This is a genomic window from Moorena sp. SIO3I8 (assembly GCF_010692325.1).
In the GTDB taxonomy this organism is placed as follows: Bacteria; Cyanobacteriota; Cyanobacteriia; order Cyanobacteriales; family Coleofasciculaceae; genus Moorena.
This window is the reverse complement of the sequence record NZ_JAAHHW010000128.1, coordinates 1-18,942: the sequence shown is the minus strand read 5'-3', so window position 1 is coordinate 18,942 and position 18,942 is coordinate 1. Positions and strand designations below refer to the sequence as shown.

At 43.5% G+C, this 18,942-nt stretch carries 18 protein-coding genes and 2 pseudogenes; 5 read left to right on the top strand and 15 right to left on the bottom strand.

Annotated features, from left to right (window positions below):
- Nucleotides 1-168: 168 nt before the first annotated feature.
- A complete protein-coding gene (locus tag F6K51_RS30200) occupies nucleotides 169-366 on the bottom strand; it encodes a helix-turn-helix transcriptional regulator (RefSeq protein WP_070391622.1) in 198 nt (65 codons plus the stop codon).
- Between the two features lie 402 nt (nucleotides 367-768).
- Here F6K51_RS30200 and F6K51_RS30195 point away from each other — a divergent pair, with 402 nt between their 5' ends.
- Nucleotides 769-1,266 (top strand): DUF29 domain-containing protein, encoded by a 498-nt coding sequence (locus F6K51_RS30195; RefSeq protein ID WP_293027363.1) that lies wholly within the window; start codon nucleotides 769-771, stop codon nucleotides 1,264-1,266.
- A 123-nt stretch (nucleotides 1,267-1,389) separates the two neighbouring features.
- Here F6K51_RS30195 and F6K51_RS30190 read toward each other — a convergent pair whose 3' ends face one another.
- Nucleotides 1,390-2,280 (bottom strand): hypothetical protein, encoded by an 891-nt coding sequence (locus tag F6K51_RS30190; protein ID WP_293027360.1) that lies wholly within the window; start codon nucleotides 2,278-2,280, stop codon nucleotides 1,390-1,392.
- A gap of 130 nt (nucleotides 2,281-2,410) precedes the next feature.
- Nucleotides 2,411-4,693: a CHASE2 domain-containing protein gene (locus F6K51_RS30185; RefSeq protein ID WP_293027357.1), complete on the bottom strand. Its 2,283-nt coding sequence runs from the start codon at nucleotides 4,691-4,693 to the stop codon at nucleotides 2,411-2,413.
- Nucleotides 4,694-4,866: 173 nt separating this feature from the next.
- Here F6K51_RS30185 and F6K51_RS30180 point away from each other — a divergent pair, with 173 nt between their 5' ends.
- Nucleotides 4,867-4,992, top strand: coding sequence for a hypothetical protein (locus tag F6K51_RS30180; protein WP_293027354.1), 126 nt, complete (start codon nucleotides 4,867-4,869; stop codon nucleotides 4,990-4,992).
- The gene (locus F6K51_RS30175) at nucleotides 4,970-5,149 is read left to right on the top strand and encodes a hypothetical protein (protein ID WP_293027351.1); all 180 of its coding nucleotides are present in this window, start codon (nucleotides 4,970-4,972) and stop codon (nucleotides 5,147-5,149) included. The genes F6K51_RS30180 and F6K51_RS30175 overlap by 23 nt, the downstream gene beginning before the upstream one ends.
- Nucleotides 5,150-5,161: 12 nt before the next feature.
- Here the strand turns inward: F6K51_RS30175 and F6K51_RS30170 are convergent, their stop codons facing one another.
- Together F6K51_RS30170 and F6K51_RS30165 are read right to left on the bottom strand one after the other, a co-directional pair.
- Nucleotides 5,162-6,076, bottom strand: a complete 915-nt coding sequence (locus F6K51_RS30170) for a DUF1822 family protein (RefSeq protein WP_293027348.1) — start codon at nucleotides 6,074-6,076, stop codon at nucleotides 5,162-5,164.
- Entirely contained in the window at nucleotides 6,073-6,777 is a 705-nt protein-coding gene (locus tag F6K51_RS30165) for a sigma-70 family RNA polymerase sigma factor (RefSeq protein ID WP_293027345.1), read from the bottom strand. Before F6K51_RS30165 ends, F6K51_RS30170 begins: the two co-directional genes overlap by 4 nt.
- A 468-nt stretch (nucleotides 6,778-7,245) precedes the next feature.
- On the opposite strand from F6K51_RS30165, the gene F6K51_RS30160 reads away from it, so the two are divergent.
- Nucleotides 7,246-7,842 (top strand): helix-turn-helix transcriptional regulator, encoded by a 597-nt coding sequence (locus F6K51_RS30160; protein ID WP_293027342.1) that lies wholly within the window; start codon nucleotides 7,246-7,248, stop codon nucleotides 7,840-7,842.
- 597 nt (nucleotides 7,843-8,439) lie between these two features.
- Here F6K51_RS30160 and F6K51_RS30155 read toward each other — a convergent pair.
- From F6K51_RS30155 to F6K51_RS30130, 6 genes and pseudogenes are all read right to left on the bottom strand, one after another.
- Entirely contained in the window at nucleotides 8,440-8,652 is a 213-nt protein-coding gene (locus tag F6K51_RS30155) for a helix-turn-helix transcriptional regulator (protein ID WP_293027339.1), read from the bottom strand.
- Nucleotides 8,653-9,193: 541 nt separating this feature from the next.
- A pseudogene (locus tag F6K51_RS30150) lies at nucleotides 9,194-9,523 on the bottom strand (IS4 family transposase); the annotation flags it as partial.
- A gap of 67 nt (nucleotides 9,524-9,590) precedes the next feature.
- Nucleotides 9,591-9,830, bottom strand: coding sequence for a hypothetical protein (locus F6K51_RS30145; protein ID WP_293027336.1), 240 nt, complete (start codon nucleotides 9,828-9,830; stop codon nucleotides 9,591-9,593).
- Nucleotides 9,831-10,290: 460 nt separating this feature from the next.
- Complete coding sequence (locus F6K51_RS30140; protein WP_293027333.1) at nucleotides 10,291-11,187, bottom strand: calcium-binding protein; 897 nt, start codon at nucleotides 11,185-11,187, stop codon at nucleotides 10,291-10,293.
- A gap of 292 nt (nucleotides 11,188-11,479) precedes the next feature.
- Nucleotides 11,480-11,632, bottom strand: coding sequence for a hypothetical protein (locus tag F6K51_RS30135; protein WP_293027329.1), 153 nt, complete (start codon nucleotides 11,630-11,632; stop codon nucleotides 11,480-11,482).
- A 56-nt stretch (nucleotides 11,633-11,688) separates the two neighbouring features.
- Nucleotides 11,689-13,053 carry a calcium-binding protein gene (locus tag F6K51_RS30130; RefSeq protein WP_293027326.1) on the bottom strand — a complete coding sequence of 455 codons (1,365 nt, stop codon included), beginning with the start codon at nucleotides 13,051-13,053 and terminating at the stop codon, nucleotides 11,689-11,691.
- Nucleotides 13,054-13,836: 783 nt separating this feature from the next.
- On the opposite strand from F6K51_RS30130, the gene F6K51_RS30125 reads away from it, so the two are divergent.
- Nucleotides 13,837-15,114 (top strand): ATP-binding protein, encoded by a 1,278-nt coding sequence (locus tag F6K51_RS30125; RefSeq protein ID WP_293027323.1) that lies wholly within the window; start codon nucleotides 13,837-13,839, stop codon nucleotides 15,112-15,114.
- Between the two features lie 313 nt (nucleotides 15,115-15,427).
- Here F6K51_RS30125 and F6K51_RS30120 read toward each other — a convergent pair whose 3' ends face one another.
- The 4 genes and pseudogenes from F6K51_RS30120 to F6K51_RS30105 all read right to left on the bottom strand — a co-directional run.
- The gene (locus F6K51_RS30120; protein WP_293027320.1) at nucleotides 15,428-17,116 is read right to left on the bottom strand and encodes a calcium-binding protein; all 1,689 of its coding nucleotides are present in this window, start codon (nucleotides 17,114-17,116) and stop codon (nucleotides 15,428-15,430) included.
- Nucleotides 17,117-18,067: 951 nt separating this feature from the next.
- Nucleotides 18,068-18,373 (bottom strand): hypothetical protein, encoded by a 306-nt coding sequence (locus F6K51_RS30115; RefSeq protein WP_293027317.1) that lies wholly within the window; start codon nucleotides 18,371-18,373, stop codon nucleotides 18,068-18,070.
- Between the two features lie 51 nt (nucleotides 18,374-18,424).
- Nucleotides 18,425-18,556 (bottom strand): hypothetical protein, encoded by a 132-nt coding sequence (locus F6K51_RS30110; protein ID WP_293027314.1) that lies wholly within the window; start codon nucleotides 18,554-18,556, stop codon nucleotides 18,425-18,427.
- Nucleotides 18,557-18,589: 33 nt separating this feature from the next.
- Nucleotides 18,590-18,709 (bottom strand): annotated as a pseudogene (locus F6K51_RS30105) (ISAs1 family transposase); the annotation flags it as partial.
- Nucleotides 18,710-18,942: the final 233 nt, after the last annotated feature.

Here is an 18,942-nt window from a genome sequence, read left to right as displayed (position 1 = left end):
GATGTCAACTGGACATGTGGACGCAATTCCTGAGGGGCTGTGTGCGGAACCTGCGTCCGCACTTTATAAGCCCCGTCTCCCGCTAACCCTACGGGTATAACGGGAGTCTCCTTGCTCTTAAGGATGATCGCACAATGCCATCCTGTGCTTTGGGTATACCCTTACATGTTACTGGATCAGATCCTCAATTTTGAAGTCTAAAATATCACACAAGGCTTTAGTCTGTTCTGGATAAAGCTTAGGCTTGTGCCGATCCGCCTCCCAGTTAATCACTGTAGACTCTACTACATCACAGGCTCTGGCAACTTGTATGCGAGTTAAACCTAGACTTTCACGGCGTTCTCGTAGTTTTTTTCCTAGGGACATTACCTTCTCCGGTTGTCTTGTAGCAGTAGTTTACCTAAATGTATTTGACTATTTATAGTTTATCTTATAGGATAGGGTTTTGTGCAATAGGGCAGGTAAATTAATATCAATGATTTAAATTAGGATGATCAATGTAGGTGGAAAGGGTGGTAAGTGTGGAGAGAGTGGGGAGATAGGGAGATAGGGAGATAGGGAGATAGGGAGATAGGGAGATAGGGAGATAGGGAGATAGGGAGATAGGGAGATAGGGAGATAGGAAGATAGGGAGATAGGGAGATAGGTGAAATTAGTGTGTAGCGGTGTGATGCTTAAGAATTGGGATCACCAAACAAATCAAATCCCCGTCTAGGTCAGAGCGGGGAGTCTCAACATGCTAGCATCAATTAATTGGGGAAATGAGTAATGACAACAGCCCACAACCTTTATCAGCAAGACTTTTACTTGTGGACCGAGGCGACTGCGCAACAGTTACGGCAGGGTAAGTTTGCCCAAGTTGATGTAGCGAATCTGATTGAAGAAGTCGAAAGCATGGGTAAACGGGAAAAGCGCGAGTTAAAAAGTCGTTTGATTGTGTTGCTGATGCATTTACTGAAGTGGATGTATCAACCAGGGAAAAGGAGCGACAGTTGCCTCAATACTATCACTGAACAGCGTATCGGTTTGGAAGAACTGCTGGAGGATAGTCCTAGTTTAAAAACGTTTTTGCCAGAGGTCTTTGACCAATGTTATCAGAAGGCTCGGATTAAGGCAGCCCAGGAAACTGGGATTAAGTTGAACACTTTTCCTTGTCAGTGTTCTTTTGCTCAGGAGCAGGTTTTGGAAGCTGGTTTTTTCCCAGAAGTGTTGAATCGGGAATGGGGAATCGGGAATCGGGAATCGGGAATCGGGAATCGGGAATAGGCAATAGACAATAGTTAATAGGGAATAGGAAGCAGCGATGTAGTCGCTACTCCCTATTTTTTAAAACCCAGGAAAAAAGTACTTTAAGGAATTTAAAACTGGTATACTTCAACTCAGTAACTACTATCTGCGGAAGGAACTGCCTCCATCTTTGCTGTCACCTACCGGTCCCTTGCCATCATTCGGTGGATTGTAATTGTTTAATGTATTCATACTCATGAAGGAACTGCCTCCATCTTTGCTATCACCTACCGGTCCCTTGCCATCATTCGGTGGATTGTAATTGTTTAATGTATTCATACTCATGAAGGAACTGCCTCCATCTTTGCTGTCACCTACCGGTCCCTTGCCATCATTCGGTGGATTGTAATTGTTTAATGTATTCATACTCATGAAGGAACTGCCTCCATTTTTGCTATCACCTACCGGTCCCTTGCCATCATTCGGTGGTGTGAAAGCATTTACCATCGGTAGTTGTGATAGTTGTAGTTGTTTTGATGCTGATATTGGTAACAGTTGTGGGTTACTAAACTCAGGATTTTCATGGATTAGCTGGTACAATTTCCAGAGTGATCCGCCATTTTTGCTGTCACCAACAGGCCCCTTGCCATCATTCGGTGGTGTGTAATTCATTACTATCTGTATTTGTGATGATTCTGATAGTTGTTGGGAGTCTTGAGATGATGATTGCTGGTCAATCGGCTCAGAATTACTATGATTTGCTTGCTTGAATACCTTCACTATTCTTGCTGCTAATTGTTGCAAGCGCTGTCTTATGTTGATAGTGAAGGAAACTAGTGTTGTCCAAAGCTGCTTTAGCCAATTATTCATTTGAGAATACACCTTTTCTAGAAATTCACCAAACACCGACCCAGGCGGCGTTTTTTCATTGATACTTGTTACAGCGCCTCTCAAGCCAACTTTTCGCAGATGATCAGAAAAATTTTTTTTTTGAAGCAAAATTTGCTTAGCTATTCTAGTTTCCTTGGTGTTTGAGATCAGATCCGGATCCATTTGAGTTGTGAACGATTCCCCTTAAGAAAAGGCAAGAGGCAAGAAGCAAGAAGCAAGAGATAATCAGGTATATAGGGATTTTTGCTAAGGTCAAAAACTGTAATTATTGTTTCCAACTCAAATGGAAATGCTAGAGAATTCCTTCGATAGCTAACGGAGTGATTGCTCCAAGTGGTTTGCGGTAAACCACTACAATTACACTAGTGCCTACCAATGCTAAGGCTGATGGCAGCAGAGGTACCCATACTCCTAGAGTAAATAGACCAAAGCATAGGAGATATAAACCCCCTGTCGCTGTGACCGTAGCGAGTCCCCAATACAGTATTCGACCACAGCGCCAGGCAATGGTACCACCAATGATTGACCAACCCCAAACCCAGAACAGGTCTCCCCAGGGCGACCACACCGATAATAATGGACGCTCACCAAGAGCAGCACTGATCATCTGACTGACCATCTGGGCGTGAATAATTACCCCTGGCATTTCTTGGTATGGCCACTTCAGGGCACTGTAGGGGGTAAGATGGTAATCCTTGGCAATCTCTGCAGTTATTCCGATCAGAACTATTTTGTCTTTGACCCACTCTGGTTTGACCTTACCCTCTAGCAGCTCTGTGACAGTGACTCGTCGGGCGACAGTTTCCCGGTAATTGAGTAACACCTGGAACCCCCGATAATCACGATTGTGATAACCCCCAGCATTAGCTGACAACTCTCTGAATACAGTCTTACCCAAGCCTATTTTATTGATAGCAATGATTTTTGCCTTGATTCCCTCTTGGGCTAAGTAATGTAATGCGACCCTAGCACTGAAGGAGTGGTGGGTGGCACAGGGGTCATCGTGGTAGGGATGCATAAATACAAGATGCGTACGGATAATGCCATCAGGGTCAGCCATGATATTGCTAAAACCAAGGCGGGATTCTGGCACCCCAGAGGGAGGTTTGATGCCTGAATTTTCCGGGTTGTTAGCTACCCTAGCGCTACAAAGAGCAATGAATTTCTGATTTTGCTGTAACTGACGGCTCAATGCCTGGTGACCAGGTTCTCTAGGACGTTCGCGAAAGATGTCTAAGCCAATCACTCGCGGTTGATCAGACTCTAGCTTGTTTAGCACTTGGGCTAGGGTTTGATCCGGGAGGGGATAGCCATAGCGCTTGATCTCAGCATCTGTGGCTTCAACCACCAGCAAACGAGAGTCTACCCCTGGATTAGGTCGCAGCCGCATCAGCTGGTCAAATGCCTTTAGTTCCCAAAGCTGCAGCATTCCCAGCTGCCGGATTACCATAACTAAAATGGTAACCACCACACTGACGATCAAGGCCGATGGGAGCAGGTGGTTTTGGTGATTGCCACGCAACTGTTGCCAAGTTGGGGGTATGGCGGCGGGATTTTGACAAATCACTGGCAACCAACTGGCACAGGGACATTGATCTTCTAAACCTTGCAGTTTTTTCCGGGCTTCTTGCACTGCTAAATACAAGGACTTACCACTAGCAAAGGCTTTGAGAAAATATTGTAAAAACTGCTGTGCTACAAGATCCGGTACGGGCTCCCGCATAATAATCATGTGCGGAATATGCAGCTGTTCTAGCTCATTGGCTAATCCTAAACCATCACAGGAATTAAAAATTGCTAGGGACAATCCCCTTTCTATGGCTTTTTTGAGGGCTTCTCTGAGTTCGTCAATGGTTAAGCTATCGGTCTGATTGATATGAATCCGACCCCTTCCTGCCTCGGTTTCACTATGACCTGCGAAAAACAGAATATCCCAAGGTTGCTCCCACAGGGCTTCGTTGAGCTTCTGCCGTGGTTCTTCTACGAGGAAGGTAACCTCTGCAAAGGGTAAATTCTCTAGTAATTGTCGGTCTTGTTGGATATTAATTCCTTCGCTATTGCCCAGAATTGCTAGAATTCTAACCTTGTGTCGATCACGGCTCTGGTGCGATTTGCTTGGTTGTTGATACTCTGGAGTACTTAGGGCAATTTCTGCTTGGTGGTAACGCTCTAAAAATTCCCACTGATGCCAAGGAAGCTGCCTGAGCTGGGGATTTTTGGTACGAATCAGCACCCGGACTTCTTCGGTAGTGCCGACTTTTTCTAGCCACTTTTCCCGCAGTGGACTAAATAACTCTGAACGGAGCCACCGATTTAAGCGATCGCATAATCCCTGACTCTGGTTGTTGATGGAACCACCGATTGCCACTCGTTTGATTTTGATTGCTCGCAAAGAGTTGCCCAGACTGCGATAGGTTGAGCGCCACTCACGATAGTGGTTAACGATGTTGGGGGCTGGAGGCAATCTGCCAGTAAGTTCTGTTTCGGGACGTTCGCTTTCTGAGCCAATTTCGAGAGTGACCCGAAAACCTTCCTCAAAATCCCCATCCAGCTTAAGAGTTACTAGCTTTGCCATTGGTTAGTTTTTTAACAGTTGACGGTTGACGGTTTACTATCAACCGTCAAAAATCAGCATTTTGTCTGATGTTATTTTCAGTTATAGCGCTTATTGAATAGGGAACAGGGAATAGGGCAAGACAGGGAGGGTGGCAGGTGTGGGGAGGGTAGGGAGGGTGGGGAGATGGGGAGATGGGGAGATGGGGAGATAGGGAGATGGGGAGATGGGGAGATGGAGAGATGAAATTGATGTTTAGTGCTAATTTCCAGAATTGGTATAGGGTTGATCATACTTATGAGCTACAGTCAATTTTCTGAGCGCTATTCCCTACTCCCTACTCCCAGGGAGTGCGCGTTCACGCTTAGCTTTGAAAAAGCGCGGGGTCGCACAGCTCCCTACTCCCTACTGGAGTCAGAGCTGCATCGCTCTTTCCTACTGATCCGAAGTTCCTTTATCCGCTGTTGCCTGTTTTGATCAATCCTAGTTTCACATTACAAACTCTTCGATCACACTGGCATTATCCAGAGCAACCTTGACACTGAAACGGTCTCCGGGTTCGCAACTAAAATCCAATTGAATGGCTTGATCCTGGTTTCTGGCTTGGGCATTGATCAGCATTTCTTGCTCCTCATCTAGCAAGAGCAACTGCAGATTGGGGGGTAGATAGGTTTGACCATTGATGGGATTGAGTTGTAGGAAAACATTCAGCTTTGTTTCGGATTCTGGGGTGAGCGCCACCACCAGAGCTACCCCTTGATTAGCTCCCCATTCAATCTGTTTACATCGCCTAATGGTCTGATCAGACTTGGTTCTAAAGGCGAAAGCTGCCTCAGCACCTTGGTTACCTAAAAGGGTTTCCAAACTCTGCCAACCTGCTTCAAACATATGCTCCAACCATTGACTGAGTTGTGTCATAGGTTGGAATTGATCGAGGTAGGCTGGTAAATCTTTTAGCGATCGCAATTGGTGGATGACTAATTGACTAGTTTCCGAGGTTGGGGAAAATCCCAACAGCGTCGCTTCAGTATGCTCTTGATCAATCTCAACGACTACATAGCCAATCCGGTTAAATCTAACCTCTTGGGGAATGGGACAAGTCAAATCACCGGGTTTGACAGGCCGACATTCCAAGCGCCCCAAACCGGTTACCCTCAGGTCAGCCACATTTTCAGCCAAGCGGACTACTGAATTCCAGCTATCCCCTGCAGTTAGGTCAGTCGGAATACCCAGGATCCGTAAATAGTTATTCACAGCACACACCGCCAGGGTGTTGAGATAGACTTGTTCAGCCTTTTGCTGGTTGGGTTGGTAGTGAGCGAATTGCTCAGCTATCTCTAGCGCCGACAGGGTAATCGGCATTGGGATTGACCAATCTGCTAGCATGTTGGCGTTGTGTATCATGATTTTTTCCTAGGTTGGGGTTTTGTGGTGCCTTTCGAGCTACCAGTCTTTGGCTTTTCTTCTATATATCCCTCGCATACACCAAATTTTCGCAACAGGGGTAAGCATTTACGGTTATAGAATTTGGGCAAATCTTTAGCTTCTGGTGGGGTTAGCTTAAATTCTGCTGCAATGGCTTTCCAAGGCTGATCAGGAGGGAGTCGAAGCTGGATTAGCACTTGGGCATTAATCTCAGGGCGTTTCCTAAAGCAAGTCTGACGTAACACTCCGTCTGGGTCTGTCTTTACCCAATCCAAGGTTTTTTGCCAAATTTTCATAACTGGTTGTAGATCAGGAGCAGCTGGTACCCTATCTACAGGGTCAATAGTTTTACCTTCCTCTGTGCTTAGGCCAGTAATTTGCCGCTTCTGTTGCCTATAGCCAGCATCTCGAAATCGTCTCAGTCGTTTTTTTAGTTCATCGTCGAGCCAAGTAATCACACCTTTGATAGTCGGGTCATACTCTTCAGGATGGCCACAGCAATATTCCCACATCTCTTGGAGAGCGTCATTATAATATGAGGTATATTCTTTCCAAAGCTTGCCGGATTTCATCACTAGTAAATGTATCTCGCTCAGTTTTTGCCGACGTTCCAGACTTAATTGTGGATGATTACATGCTTCAGCTATCAGCTGACGGAGTATTCGATCTAGATTTTTCATCGGTTATGTCCCTGTTTTAAATGCGATCGCGTAGCGTGACCTACGGTCAATCGTGTTTAGTACGCATTAGTCTATCGATAGCGGTTCTCAAGTTAATTGTTAGTAGTTTGTTGTTTATGTTGGTAGATGCTTACACTAACTACTAACCTCTACTCCTGATCAGAAGCGCTACAAAGGGCAGCCCGAAGACTGGACTCAGTATTGACCATCCCTAGACATCTTAGGCATCAATCTTGGGGAATGGCAAAAGTCACCCAGTATTTATTTACACGAGTGATCGGGGGGTTTTTCGCAAAAAAGCCCAAAAAAATTTTTTGTCTGATTTTTTTGCGAAAACCCTGGTTGAGAGGTGCTGTAACAAATGGCTAAGCCAATTGTGATTCAACAGGTGCGACCCGTGGCGAATTTAATTCTTAATGGGTCAAAAGCACCATTACATTTCAAATCCAGTTAGTGGGTCAACAGACCATGTATACTCTCACCAACACTCTAGAAAAATCCGCTCCTCAGGTGCAACAGTTAGACAATGGTCTACTGCAAGGAGTACTAGAAGGTTTTATTGACGGTGTTTTAATTCTGAATACACAAGGAGAGTTGCTTCATAGCAATGAAATCGCTCGTGTTCTTTGTGAGCAACTTACTCCGAACAGCAAACATTTTACGGTGGTGCCTCAAGAAATCTGGCGTGTCTGCCAAGCCTTGAAAGACAGTGATGAATTCTATCCCGATCAATCTGTAATTATAGATTCAGAGATTACTACGAGTCACTCCACAACGTTTCGGATTCGGGCTCGATGGCTCAACCTGAGGATATCTGAGCAGCCTTATATTTTAGTTACCCTCGAAGACCAACGTCAATCCATTCATAGTATAGCCCTAGCTGAAGTTCACAAATATGGCTTAACTGCCCGTGAGGCAGAAGTCTGGTTACTGCGTCGAGTCAATTACTCCTACAAAGAGATTGCTGCGGAACTGTTTGTTACCCTTAATACCGTGAAGAAGCACATGAAAAACATTCGTGCCAAGCAGCAAATGGCGATGATGATGGAAGAAATGGCTGCTTAGGCGCATAATTAGCCATTTGGAAGACAGATATTCAATGCCCTACACAGGGCATTTTTTTGTATAGCGCGATCGCGTAGCGTGGCCAACGGCCAATCGCGCTATAGGGTTTCCAAATGAGATGTAAACCTAATCAGGTATTTTTTCATTGTCAAATAACACTCCGAATCTCTTTACCATCTTGCCTTTTGCCTCTTTTATGCAAGCCAATTCCTGCAATACGTCTGTTTACAAATCATATAAAAACACGCTTATTGCGGTTGTCATACTAATCGGTTAAACAAAATTGTTTCCCGATTCCCGATTCCCTACTCCCTACTCCCTACTCCCTACTCCCTACTCCCTACTCCCTACTCCCTACTCCCTACTCCCTACTCCCTACTCCCTATTCCCTATTCCCTAAAGATTTTGCCCCAAAAAATTTTTTCTGATTTTGTTGCGAAAAGTTTAGTTCACAGGCGCTGTAACAAGTAGCCAAGAAAATGGCGATAATCCTCTCCTGTTTTAGTTTTTTGATTAACTGTTGGGAAACTGTCCCAGGTTAATAGGAAACGGTTACGCCCCATATGGGGCGTTTTTTTTTAGCTGGATCCCAACAGTTCAATCAGTTACCCACTTTGCCAATTCATCTAGGGTAACTTTCAGCAGGTCACACAATACCTTGAGCTGATTTGGGTAGAGTTTGGGGATATGCCTGCCCGCTTCCCAATTTTGCACCGTGGTAACGGTTACGCCCAATTCATGAGCGATTTCCCGCTGGGTGATATTTAGGGATTCTCGTCTTTTTTTAAGGTTGTCCCCTAAAGTAGTCATTACTGTCCTATTTAAAAGTTAACATAATTAAGTTTACTGAGTTATATGTTACCGCTAATCTCACTAGAGATTCTGAGGGGGCGACGAAATGAGCTAAAACGCAGATTCTATAAGCGACCTAGCCCTTAAACCGCGTTGATAATACTTTCGTTGTCTTGATGCAAAGCGCGAGTGGGGGAAACCACGGCAAAGCGCGAGTGGGGGAAACCCCGATGAGCGACTGCATCAAGAAGCGGGATAACTTTTGACAATATTATTTGTTGTTCTGTTAGATTACTACTGCCTAACTTTGGCAACAAAGTAAAATATACTGGAAACGCCCTGTCAGCCATGCAAAGCGCGAGTGGTTTGTTCGCGTTCGCCTTTGGCGTGGCCTACGGCCAAGCGCGCCTTTGGCGATAGTTACCGTAAGACAGGCTCGCCTTAATCAATAAGTTTTAACCATGCATCTGCATAGCCTACCAACCATAAAGGCTCAACGTAATCAGGTTTCGTCTCCGGGGGGAACCCCCTGTTCCCTTGCTGCATCGCTTTTATCCTAAATGAGGCTAACCATGAATAAATTAATGCGACCCCAACTTGTTCGATCTATTGCTATATAAATTAGTTTCTCCGAGGTAAAGTATGTTTTCAAAACTTATTCAACTATTGGAAACAAAACTTTTTCAATGATGAGATTTGGCAGCGATAAAAATCTTTGTATTATTTTTATTTGGCTTTCAAATTTAATGGATAAAGGTAGAGCATTTGCTAACTTTTATAAACTGACTTTATTGAGTAATTGTAAAAGATTAATCAGGATTTTTAAAAAAATATAATCGGCTAGACTTAATTGACTTTTTAGGTGGTTTTGGTAGAATGTTGGTAACATTGTCAATACGTAGGTCTTGTTGCAAATTTAGAGACCTACTTTTTTTGACCACAAAATGCTACTAGCTTTACATACCAAGCATTTCAGCCTGTTTCGTCGCCCCTTCAGCTAGACAACAAAATTTAACGCCTAAATAAAAATCTTGATACCTTTGTTCAACCTCATAGCGCCATTGGTCTACTTGACTGGGGGTGATTATAGAGTCATGAGGGAGAAAATTATCTTTATAAAACCATAAACTAGGAGGGTAATAGGAAAAAGGTCTTCCCTTTTTCCGGCGTTTTTTATTTTTACTGCGCTTGTTCATGATCTTTCTGTTTATAGTAAGGGAACGTGAACAATATAGAAACAACAATTACCCCCAGTTACGACTTTTGTCAATAACTGGGGGTAGGGAGTGAATCAGATCAGTGAATCAGGCAATTGCCTGATTCACTGAAGTTTATGTAGGGTGGGCAGTGAACCAAACCGATTCACCAAGAAGCGCGATCGCATTGCTTGGCACTGCCCACCAAACGATTAATCACAGTTGATGTCGGGTCCGCAGTGAACCAAACCGATTCACCAAGAAGCGCGATCGCATTACTTGACACTGCCCACCAAAGGATTAATCACAATTGATGTCGGGTGGGCAGTGAACCAGAATGATTCACCAAGCCAAAGCCCATGGCTAAGCACTGCCCACCAACGGATTAAGACACAGAACAGAGAACTAACCAGATCAAGGAGACTTTAACTGGTCAGTTATTTCCGCCACCCTGTAGTAGTCATGGGACAAACATCAGATCCTGTGATACGTCATAGCCACCAGCAACTATAGCAATAACCTCCAGGGAAGGAGTATTCATAGAGATAAAGTTATCCCCAAAGATATAGTCGCCAATTGCTCCATGGAGTTGAATTGTATCTATACCAGATTCGAAATCCGTAATTACAGCGTAATCATTGAAACCAAACCATCCTGCCCCGACATAGTAAGCATTATTCTCATCTCCAAGCACAAATGTATCAGCACCAGCTCCTCCGGTTAAGATATCAATTTCATTAACACCTGGATTGTTACTGCTGGGATCGACACCTACGATAGTATCATCACCATCGCCACCAGACAGAGAGTCATTACCTAAGCCCCCAAGCAGAGAGTCGTTACCTGAGTCCCCAGACAGAGAGTCATTACCTGAGTCCCCAGATAGAGAGTCATTATCTGAGCCACCGAGAAGGGAGTCGTTACCTAAGCCCCCAGACAGAGAGTCATTATCTGAGCCCCCAAACAAAGTGTCTTCACCAAGTCCGCCAATCAGGCTATCATCACCAGCATCACCCCCGAGCCTGTCATTACCAGCTCCGCCAATCAGGCTATCATCATCATCATCACCCCTGAGGGTATCATCACCAGCATTACCCCTGAGGGTATCATCACCAGCATTACCCCTGAGCCTGTCATCACCAGCTCCGCCAATCAGGCTATCTTCACCAAGTCCGCCAATCAGGCTATCTTCACCAAGTCCGCCAATCAGGGTATCTTTACCAGGTCCGCCATCCAGGCTATCGTTACCAGCTAGGCCAATCAGGGTATCGTTACCAGCTAGGCCAATCAGGGTATCATCACAAGCCCCGCCCACCAAGATATCGTTACCTAGACCGCCTGTTAATAGAAGCGCCATGAAACTTACTCCTGAATTTTTTCAAGATTTTAAGTAGGTATCTATAAAAGCTATCCACTTGGATTTGGATAATTATGCAAAAACCCTAATATTTTTTTTTCTAGAAGTCAATTGATTGGTACATCTGTACCAATTTAAACGTCTAAACAGCCTATACGCAAGGATTTCAGCAAATTTAAAAATTCTAAGAAATAAAAATTCCCCCAAGTTATTGACAAAAGTCATAACTTGGGGTATGAAGTGAATCAGACAAGTGAATCAGGCAATTGGTGAAAACGCGATTGACCGTAGGTCAAGCTACGCGATCGCATTCCCCAAATCCCCTGTCCCACTGAAGTTTATGTAGGGTGGGCAGTGAACCAGACCGATTCACCAAGAAGCGCGATCGCATTGCTAGGCACTGCCCACCAACCGGATTAAGTCTGTAGGGTGGGCAGTGAACCAAACCGATTTACTAAGCCGCGCGATCGCATTACTTGACACTGCCCACCAAACTAATCGTTATACAAAGATCAGATCCCCTTGGTTATAGCCACCAGACACAATAGCAACAATGTCAAAGCTGAAATTAGGCACGATCTTAACAGAGTCCAAACTATCCCCTGTGGTGAGCTGAGATTCAAGACCTAAACTTTTACCTCCAGCAATATCCTTAGCAATCTGTTCCACTGAAGCAAGACTTTTCTCAGAAGAAGAGAAGCCGTTATTGAGAGCGATAAAGTTTGATCCAAAGATATAGTTAGCTTTTTTGAGTTGAATTTTATCCGTACCGGATTGGAAATCCTTAAGTAGAGCGTAATCATTCAGACCCAAAAATCCTTTTCCACCGACATAGTAAGGATTATTGCTATCTCCAATCACAAATTTATCAGCACCAGCTCCTCCGGTTAAGACATCAATTTCATTAACACCTGGCTTTTTACTGTTGGGATCGACACCTACGATGGTATCATTACCACCGGCACCAGTAATCTCATCACTTCCGGCACCACCAGTAAGTTGATTACTGTTGTTATCACCAATAATGGTATCGTTGCGACCAGCACCCTTGACATTCACAAAGTTTTGGACAGTGCGATTAAGAACTGGACCATTAACAACATTAATCTGTAAACTGTTCTGTTGCAGATTTACGTTCACAGAGGCACCACTACCAGCAGAAGACGCATCAATTGTATTAGCTTGACCGGCATCCCCAATAATCGTCTCCACTCGGATCAGCTCATCCTGACCAAGACCACTTTTGTTAACGATTCCCGTGGGTAAAAGAGTAATCCCTCGACCCAGACCAGTGTAATCAACAGTATCGTTGCCTTCCTCTCCATTCAGGACATCATTACCACTACTGCCAATGAAATGGTTTTTGCCAGTTCCGCCGAATAAAGAGTCATTACCAGAGCCACCATCCAAGATATCATTACCAGAACTGCCAAACACAAAGTCGTTACCTGAGCCGCCAGACACAAAATCGTTACCTGAGCCAGCGATAACAATGTCATTTCCCTCTTCACCAAACACAAGGTCATTGCCACCGAGTGCTATAATAATGTCATTTCCGCCACGTCCTAAAATTAAATCGTTCTTGTTACTACCTATTAAAAAGTCAGGATTGGGAGTACCAATAATAAAGTTAAAAGGCCCTGATATTATAGATTTCGATGATAAGCTTTGTAAGCCTGAATCATTGGGAACTAACTGTTGTATCTGGGTCAAATTTAACTGAATCGGTGTACCAGCAGACTTAGATAAATCGGGGCTAGGAACTACCTGGTCCTGAATAGATTGTGGCAGTGACTTGATTAAATTTAGTTCTGATTCGGGAATTAGGTTGGATAATTTCTGAGTTTCAGTTACTAACGTAGCCATGGTTAATTTTCTCTTTTTTTTGGTATGAATCCACCTTAGCGATCGCAGCAGCTAGAAAATACCTAATGGTGATTAGCAGTTGATTAGGTTTTAGGATTAGGTCAAGGAGTATAGCCTTAGCAAAGGGAACAGCGGAACAGGGAATAGGGAAAAAATCGGTGTGTGTAGCTAATTACTATGAGAATCGCTATAGTTATTAATAATTAATAATTGTTAATTGTGACTTGTTACTTGGCAGCACCAGCTCGAATAAAAACAAATAGATAGCGTTAATCCTACTTATGAGGTAAATTTAATTTTCTTACCCCTACTCCCTACTCCCGACTCCCTACTCCCGACTCCCTACTCCCTAAAACCCCAAGGGCTAGGTACCTCAACCAATTGAGAACTGCTATGGTACCCATAACGGGTACTGTCAAATTTTCTCAAATAAAGTAAACTAGACTTATCAGTCAATCGGTTATCGGGGGTGTTTAGTTTAGGAATTAAATTAAATTCAACCTAAATAAAACCGAATTTACCTGATAATTACCGATATCGAAGGGTAAGATTAACTTAGCTAAAAAAAAATCCCAATTTAGATTTAGGGATAGTAATCAGGGTAATTTGCTTACGTAGAGATGTAACAAAAACTGATTTTTTAAAACAGCATCGTTATCAGCATCGGGGACATCTACGTTTGGCAAATCTATCTAGTAAACGCTCCCAATAGCTACCTTATTGATTAGTTAATTTATTAGTTTATAGGTAGCTATTTCGTGAGCTTGATTAGGATTCCCTACTATGAAATCTAACATCAATCGATTTGAAGATGAACTGTTTATCAAAGCAGCCAAGCTGTGGAATTTAGAGAAGTTGTATACAGAACTAGCTCATAAAAAAAACATTGCTACAAATAGGGAAATCAAATTGACCCCAGTGGAAAAAGCATGCTTAAGAGGTTTGCTGTGCGGCTATCCTCCCAAAAAAATTGCTGCTGCTCTCCATTGGAGTTGTGGCTCACTTAGCGTTCAACTCACTAAAGGTTTGTATCGGTATGTGGAAACCTTAACTAATCGGAAATCCAACACCCTAAAAAGTTGGAGAGATATCTCTATATGGCTGGAAGCGGCTGGATACAAAACTCCCCAGCAGTGCCAAGATTGGGGTGAAGCACCACAGATTTCTGCATTCTATGGACGCACTAGGGAACTGAACACTCTCAAGCAATGGATTAATCTCAAGCGAAGCCAATTGGTAGCAATACTTGGGATAGTAGGCGTTGGCAAAACATCGTTAGCTGCTAAGCTAGCACGAGAGATGCAGGAGGAGTTTGATTATATTATTTGGCGATCGCTATCCTCTGCCCAACCCCTGAAGCAACTGCTGACACAACTGATTCCATTCCTGTCTCACCACCAGTCATCGGAGTTACCAGAAGACATCAACCTGCTGATGTCTCACTTTCTAGAGTGTTTACGAGAGCATCGCTGTTTAGTAATACTCGATGATACTGAACAGATTTTAAGCCGTGGCACTTTAGTTGGACAGTATCAAGCCGGATATGAGGATTATGGTCAACTTTTTAGAAGAGTAGCACAAGAAAGACACCAAAGTTGTTTGCTCTTAATCAGTTGGGAACCACCGCTACAAATGGAGTTACTTGAGAAAAAAAACTATTCCACTCGTTCATTAACCCTAAACGGTTTACCAACAGAAGATGCTCGGAAACTATTAGCAGCTAATGGTTTGTCTGAACAAGAGCAAGAAATGGAACTCATTAAACGTTATCGAGGCAATCCCTTAGGATTAAAGCTGGCTGTGACAACGATTAAAGACTTTTTTTTTGGTAGTGTATCGGAATTTTTTAGTTGGGAGGAAATGATTGTTCCTGAGCCAATGAGAGCAATGTTAATCGAGCAATTGAATCGGTTAGATGAGTCAGAGAAGAAGGTGATCGCCTATCTAGCTAGAAATCCTACTCCCATTTCTATTAAACAATTGCGCGATAGTATTACCTTAGACTATAATTCACGACTTATTTCAGTTTTACAGTCCTTGGAAAGGCGTTCACTAATATAAAAAAATTCCCACATTAATCGAACATTTTTTACTATAATTCCTGTAATTAGGACGGTGATTAATCAGCATGAAGGTTGTTTGCCGTAGGGGTTCGGTGTAGGGTAGGTTGAAAGTTGTCTGTCAGAATGTAGAATGTAGAATGGAGAATGTAGAATGGAAAATGGAGAATTATAAATTCTACATTATTAATTAAAAAATGTTGAAAGTTCTTTGGATTTTGCATTCGGTCTAGGGTAGGTTAAAGGTTGACTGTCAAGAGTCAACCTTTAACAAAAAACGACTATATAAGTTAATAAGTTAACTTTTGATTAACTTACACTATCTCAAAGTCTGTGAAATCTACCGAGGTGCTGGTGTCGATTGTAGCAAACTGAGCTCCGCTTCCCAGACCAGCTGCACTGCCATTCTGGTTGTAGAATAGATCGCCGGTGTTGCTGTTGTAGACAATCAAAGCACCACTACTTGCGACCTGGCTATTACTGGATACAACCGCCCATTCACTGCTATCTAAGCCCCCACTGGACGTACCAGTGAGCGCAGTGAAGGTGTCCTGTTCCAGACTAATTCGGTCTTGACCTCCGATAAAGTTAGTAATGCTATCGAGACCCAAATCGCTTGAATTGAAAGCTACTCCAGTGTCAAAAGTAAAGGTAGTAATACCGTTACCACTGATTAGGACATCATTACCATCTCCACCAACCAGATTGTCATCGCCATCACCTCCAATCAGAGTGTCATTCCCGGCATCTCCAATCAGGTTATCATCACCAGCTCCGCCAACCAGGCTATCATTGCCAGCATCACCCCTGAGGTTGTCATCACCGGCTCCGCCAATCAGGGTGTCGTTGCCATTACCACCAATACCAACCAAAGGTAACACAGCATGGCTTCCGTCCAGGAAGTCATTACCATCACCACCGTTAAAGACTACCAGCTGTACATCAGTACCGGACAAGTCATTAACAGTTAAGGTGTCATCACCCCCAAGACCATTGATCTCAAACTGTTCTACATCATTTACATCCAGAGTGAACTGACCGAGATTCAAGCGCTGAAAGCTTACTCTGTGGCCATTGGCGTTGAGGGCAAAGTTATCTCCAGCACCATCTGCCCCATTCACTTCTACTACATCAAAGCCAGCACCCCCTTCCATCAGGTCGCTGCCATCACCGTTATTCCAAATCAGTCGGTCATCACCATCTCCGCCATTGATATTGTCATCACCGCGATCGCCAATCAGGGTATCATTGCCTTCACCACCATCTAATAGATCAATACCATCACCACCCCGTAATGAATCATCGCCAGCATTACCTCTGAGGGTGTCATTCCCAGCCCCGCCAATCAGGGTGTCGTTGCCATTTCCACCAATACCAACCAAAGGTAAGACAGCATTGGTTCCGTCTAGGAAGTCATTACCATCACCGCCGTCAAAGACTACCTGCTGTACATCAGTACCGGACAAGTCATTAACAGTTAAGGTGTCATCACCCCCAAGACCATTGATCTCAAACTGTTCTACATCATTGACATTCAGGTTGAACAGACCCAGATTCAACCGCTCAAAGCGTACCCTGGGGCCAAAGGGGTTGAGGGCAAAGTTATCTCCGGCACCATTTGCGCCATTGACTTCTACTACATCAAAGCCAGCACCCCCTTCCATGATATCGCTGCCATCACCGTTATTCCAAATCAGTCGGTCATCACCATTTGCGCCATTGATATTGTCATCACCGCGATCGCCAATCAGGGTATCATTGCCTTCACCACCATCTAAGAGGTCAATATCATCACCACCGCTTAATAAATCATTGCCAGCTCTGCCATCAAGTAAATCTTCGCCAGCAGCCCCTGCCAGGGTGTCATTGCCAGCACCCCCATCAATAAGGTCATTGCCACCCACACCTAGTAAGAGGTCATTGCCAGCACCCCCGATCAGGTTATCGTCATTGTTGTCTCCTAGTAGAGTGTCATTACCTGGACCGCCGATTAATGTACTCATGAAAGTTACTCCTGAATTTTGTCTAGATTGTAATTAGGTATCTATAAGAGCTATCCACCTATGTTTGGATAATTATGCAAGAAGCCTAATATTTTTTTCCCCTAGAAATTTTTTTTATGATACATATGTACTATTGTAACTGGGAAAACCCCTATACGTAAGCACTTCACCGAATTGAGAAATTCTATTATAGAAATAAAAATTCCCCCAAGTTATTGACAAAAGTCATAACTTGGGGTATCGAGTGAATCAGACAAGTGAATCAGAAAATTGGGGATTTAGCGTACCCATTCACGCCCATCCCCTGTCCCATTTAGGTTGATGTAGGGTGGGCAGTGCACCAGACAGATTCAGGAAGCTGGGCTTTGCCCGTTACTAGGCACTGCCCACCAAACGATTAATCACAATGGTTGATGTAGGGTGGGCAGTGCACCAGAAAGATTCACCAAGCTGGCCATAGCCAAAGTAAGCACTGCCCACCAAACGATTAATCACAATGGTTCAAGATCTCAGTTTAACGGAGAGGAAGAACAGGGGGAAACGGGCCAGATCAAGGAGATTTTAACTAGTCAGTTATTTCCGAGACGGTGTACTAGTCGTTATACAAAGATCAGATCCCCTTGGTTATAAGCTGTTGCGCATTTAAATTGGGTATAATAGAGTTAACAGCCATTAAATAACAAAAAAGATGCCAGCCAAAAATTATCTCACATCAGAGCAAAAACAAAAAATTCAAAAAGCTCTAAAAATGGCGTTGCTGAATCAAGGAATGAATGCGCAATCATTTGGTTTTGGTCAAGCCCCCTAAATCCCCCAACTTTGGGGGACTTTGAAAGTCTTGTTCCCCCCCAAAATTGCAGGGCTGTTTCATTTTCAATAAAATAGAAGATAATCAGAGATAATTAGTCTTAAGTACAAAAACTGAGGATATACCTCAAATTATGGCTCATTTCACGCTCTTGCTGCCTTGATTGAATCAAAGCCATGTGCTCGAATAAGGGTTAAAACCCAGGTTTTGAGCAAAGATAAGTTTTTTGGAGCAAATCCTGATGTTTGAGGACTAATATCTTCTTCATAGATGACGTCCTTTACCCAATGAAGAGAATTTTCAATCAGCCAATGTCCTCTAATTCCATCCATCAAACGACGAGATTGAGGGGATTTTGAACTCATATAATAACTAATACTTTTGAATGGTTCATTACCACGAGTTCCACTGCGTTTAAAGTTACCGTAAGGTAGTGGAGCCTTAATCAACAAGTTTTAACCCTTCTATGCATAGCCTGTCAACCATAAAGGCTCCACTACCTAAGGTTTCGTCTCAGAGACTTTAATCACACAACCGACACCAATCCATTGTGTATCAAGATTTTCCGGTGGCTCAAACACTTCGATAATACGATAAGTATTACGGTTTCTAGTTTTTTCATGATGGGTCACTTTTTGTCGTGGTGTTTCCTGGTTTGATTCCGTTTCTATTTGTTGATATAATTTGGGTTGATTTTTTTTGACTTTAACTAAATAGTCATTCCCTGACTCGACGATAGCTGCCAGAGTTTTTTTTTGACAATGAAGAGCATCAAAAGTAAAGACTACGGAGATGAAACCTTGAACAGTGGAGCCTTATTACAAAAGATTTAACCCTTTTCTGCATAACCGATCACCCATAAAGGCTCCACTGTTCTACGGGAACTTCAAAACCAGTTAAATCTAATAAGTTAATTAAGTCGCGAACGACGGGAATTTCGCTTTCCCGTTTGTTTTCCATCATTTTTACCCCTAAAACTAATCTTCTTTGATGAGCAAAAGCCGAAACACAGTTGATA

Excerpts from the sequence above, each read along its gene's own strand:
- F6K51_RS30200 (WP_070391622.1), bottom strand. The coding sequence starts at position 366 with ATGTCCCTAGGAAAAAAACTACGAGAACGCCGTGAAAGTCTAGGTTTA.
- F6K51_RS30195 (WP_293027363.1), top strand. The coding sequence starts at position 769 with ATGACAACAGCCCACAACCTTTATCAGCAAGACTTTTACTTGTGGACC.
- F6K51_RS30190 (WP_293027360.1), bottom strand. The coding sequence starts at position 2,280 with ATGGATCCGGATCTGATCTCAAACACCAAGGAAACTAGAATAGCTAAG.
- F6K51_RS30185 (WP_293027357.1), bottom strand. The coding sequence starts at position 4,693 with ATGGCAAAGCTAGTAACTCTTAAGCTGGATGGGGATTTTGAGGAAGGT.
- F6K51_RS30180 (WP_293027354.1), top strand. The coding sequence starts at position 4,867 with ATGGGGAGATGGGGAGATAGGGAGATGGGGAGATGGGGAGATGGAGAG.
- F6K51_RS30175 (WP_293027351.1), top strand. The coding sequence starts at position 4,970 with ATGAGCTACAGTCAATTTTCTGAGCGCTATTCCCTACTCCCTACTCCC.
- F6K51_RS30170 (WP_293027348.1), bottom strand. The coding sequence starts at position 6,076 with ATGATACACAACGCCAACATGCTAGCAGATTGGTCAATCCCAATGCCG.
- F6K51_RS30165 (WP_293027345.1), bottom strand. The coding sequence starts at position 6,777 with ATGAAAAATCTAGATCGAATACTCCGTCAGCTGATAGCTGAAGCATGT.
- F6K51_RS30160 (WP_293027342.1), top strand. The coding sequence starts at position 7,246 with ATGTATACTCTCACCAACACTCTAGAAAAATCCGCTCCTCAGGTGCAA.
- F6K51_RS30155 (WP_293027339.1), bottom strand. The coding sequence starts at position 8,652 with ATGACTACTTTAGGGGACAACCTTAAAAAAAGACGAGAATCCCTAAAT.
- F6K51_RS30145 (WP_293027336.1), bottom strand. The coding sequence starts at position 9,830 with ATGAACAAGCGCAGTAAAAATAAAAAACGCCGGAAAAAGGGAAGACCT.
- F6K51_RS30140 (WP_293027333.1), bottom strand. The coding sequence starts at position 11,187 with ATGGCGCTTCTATTAACAGGCGGTCTAGGTAACGATATCTTGGTGGGC.
- F6K51_RS30130 (WP_293027326.1), bottom strand. The coding sequence starts at position 13,053 with ATGGCTACGTTAGTAACTGAAACTCAGAAATTATCCAACCTAATTCCC.
- F6K51_RS30125 (WP_293027323.1), top strand. The coding sequence starts at position 13,837 with ATGAAATCTAACATCAATCGATTTGAAGATGAACTGTTTATCAAAGCA.
- F6K51_RS30120 (WP_293027320.1), bottom strand. The coding sequence starts at position 17,116 with ATGAGTACATTAATCGGCGGTCCAGGTAATGACACTCTACTAGGAGAC.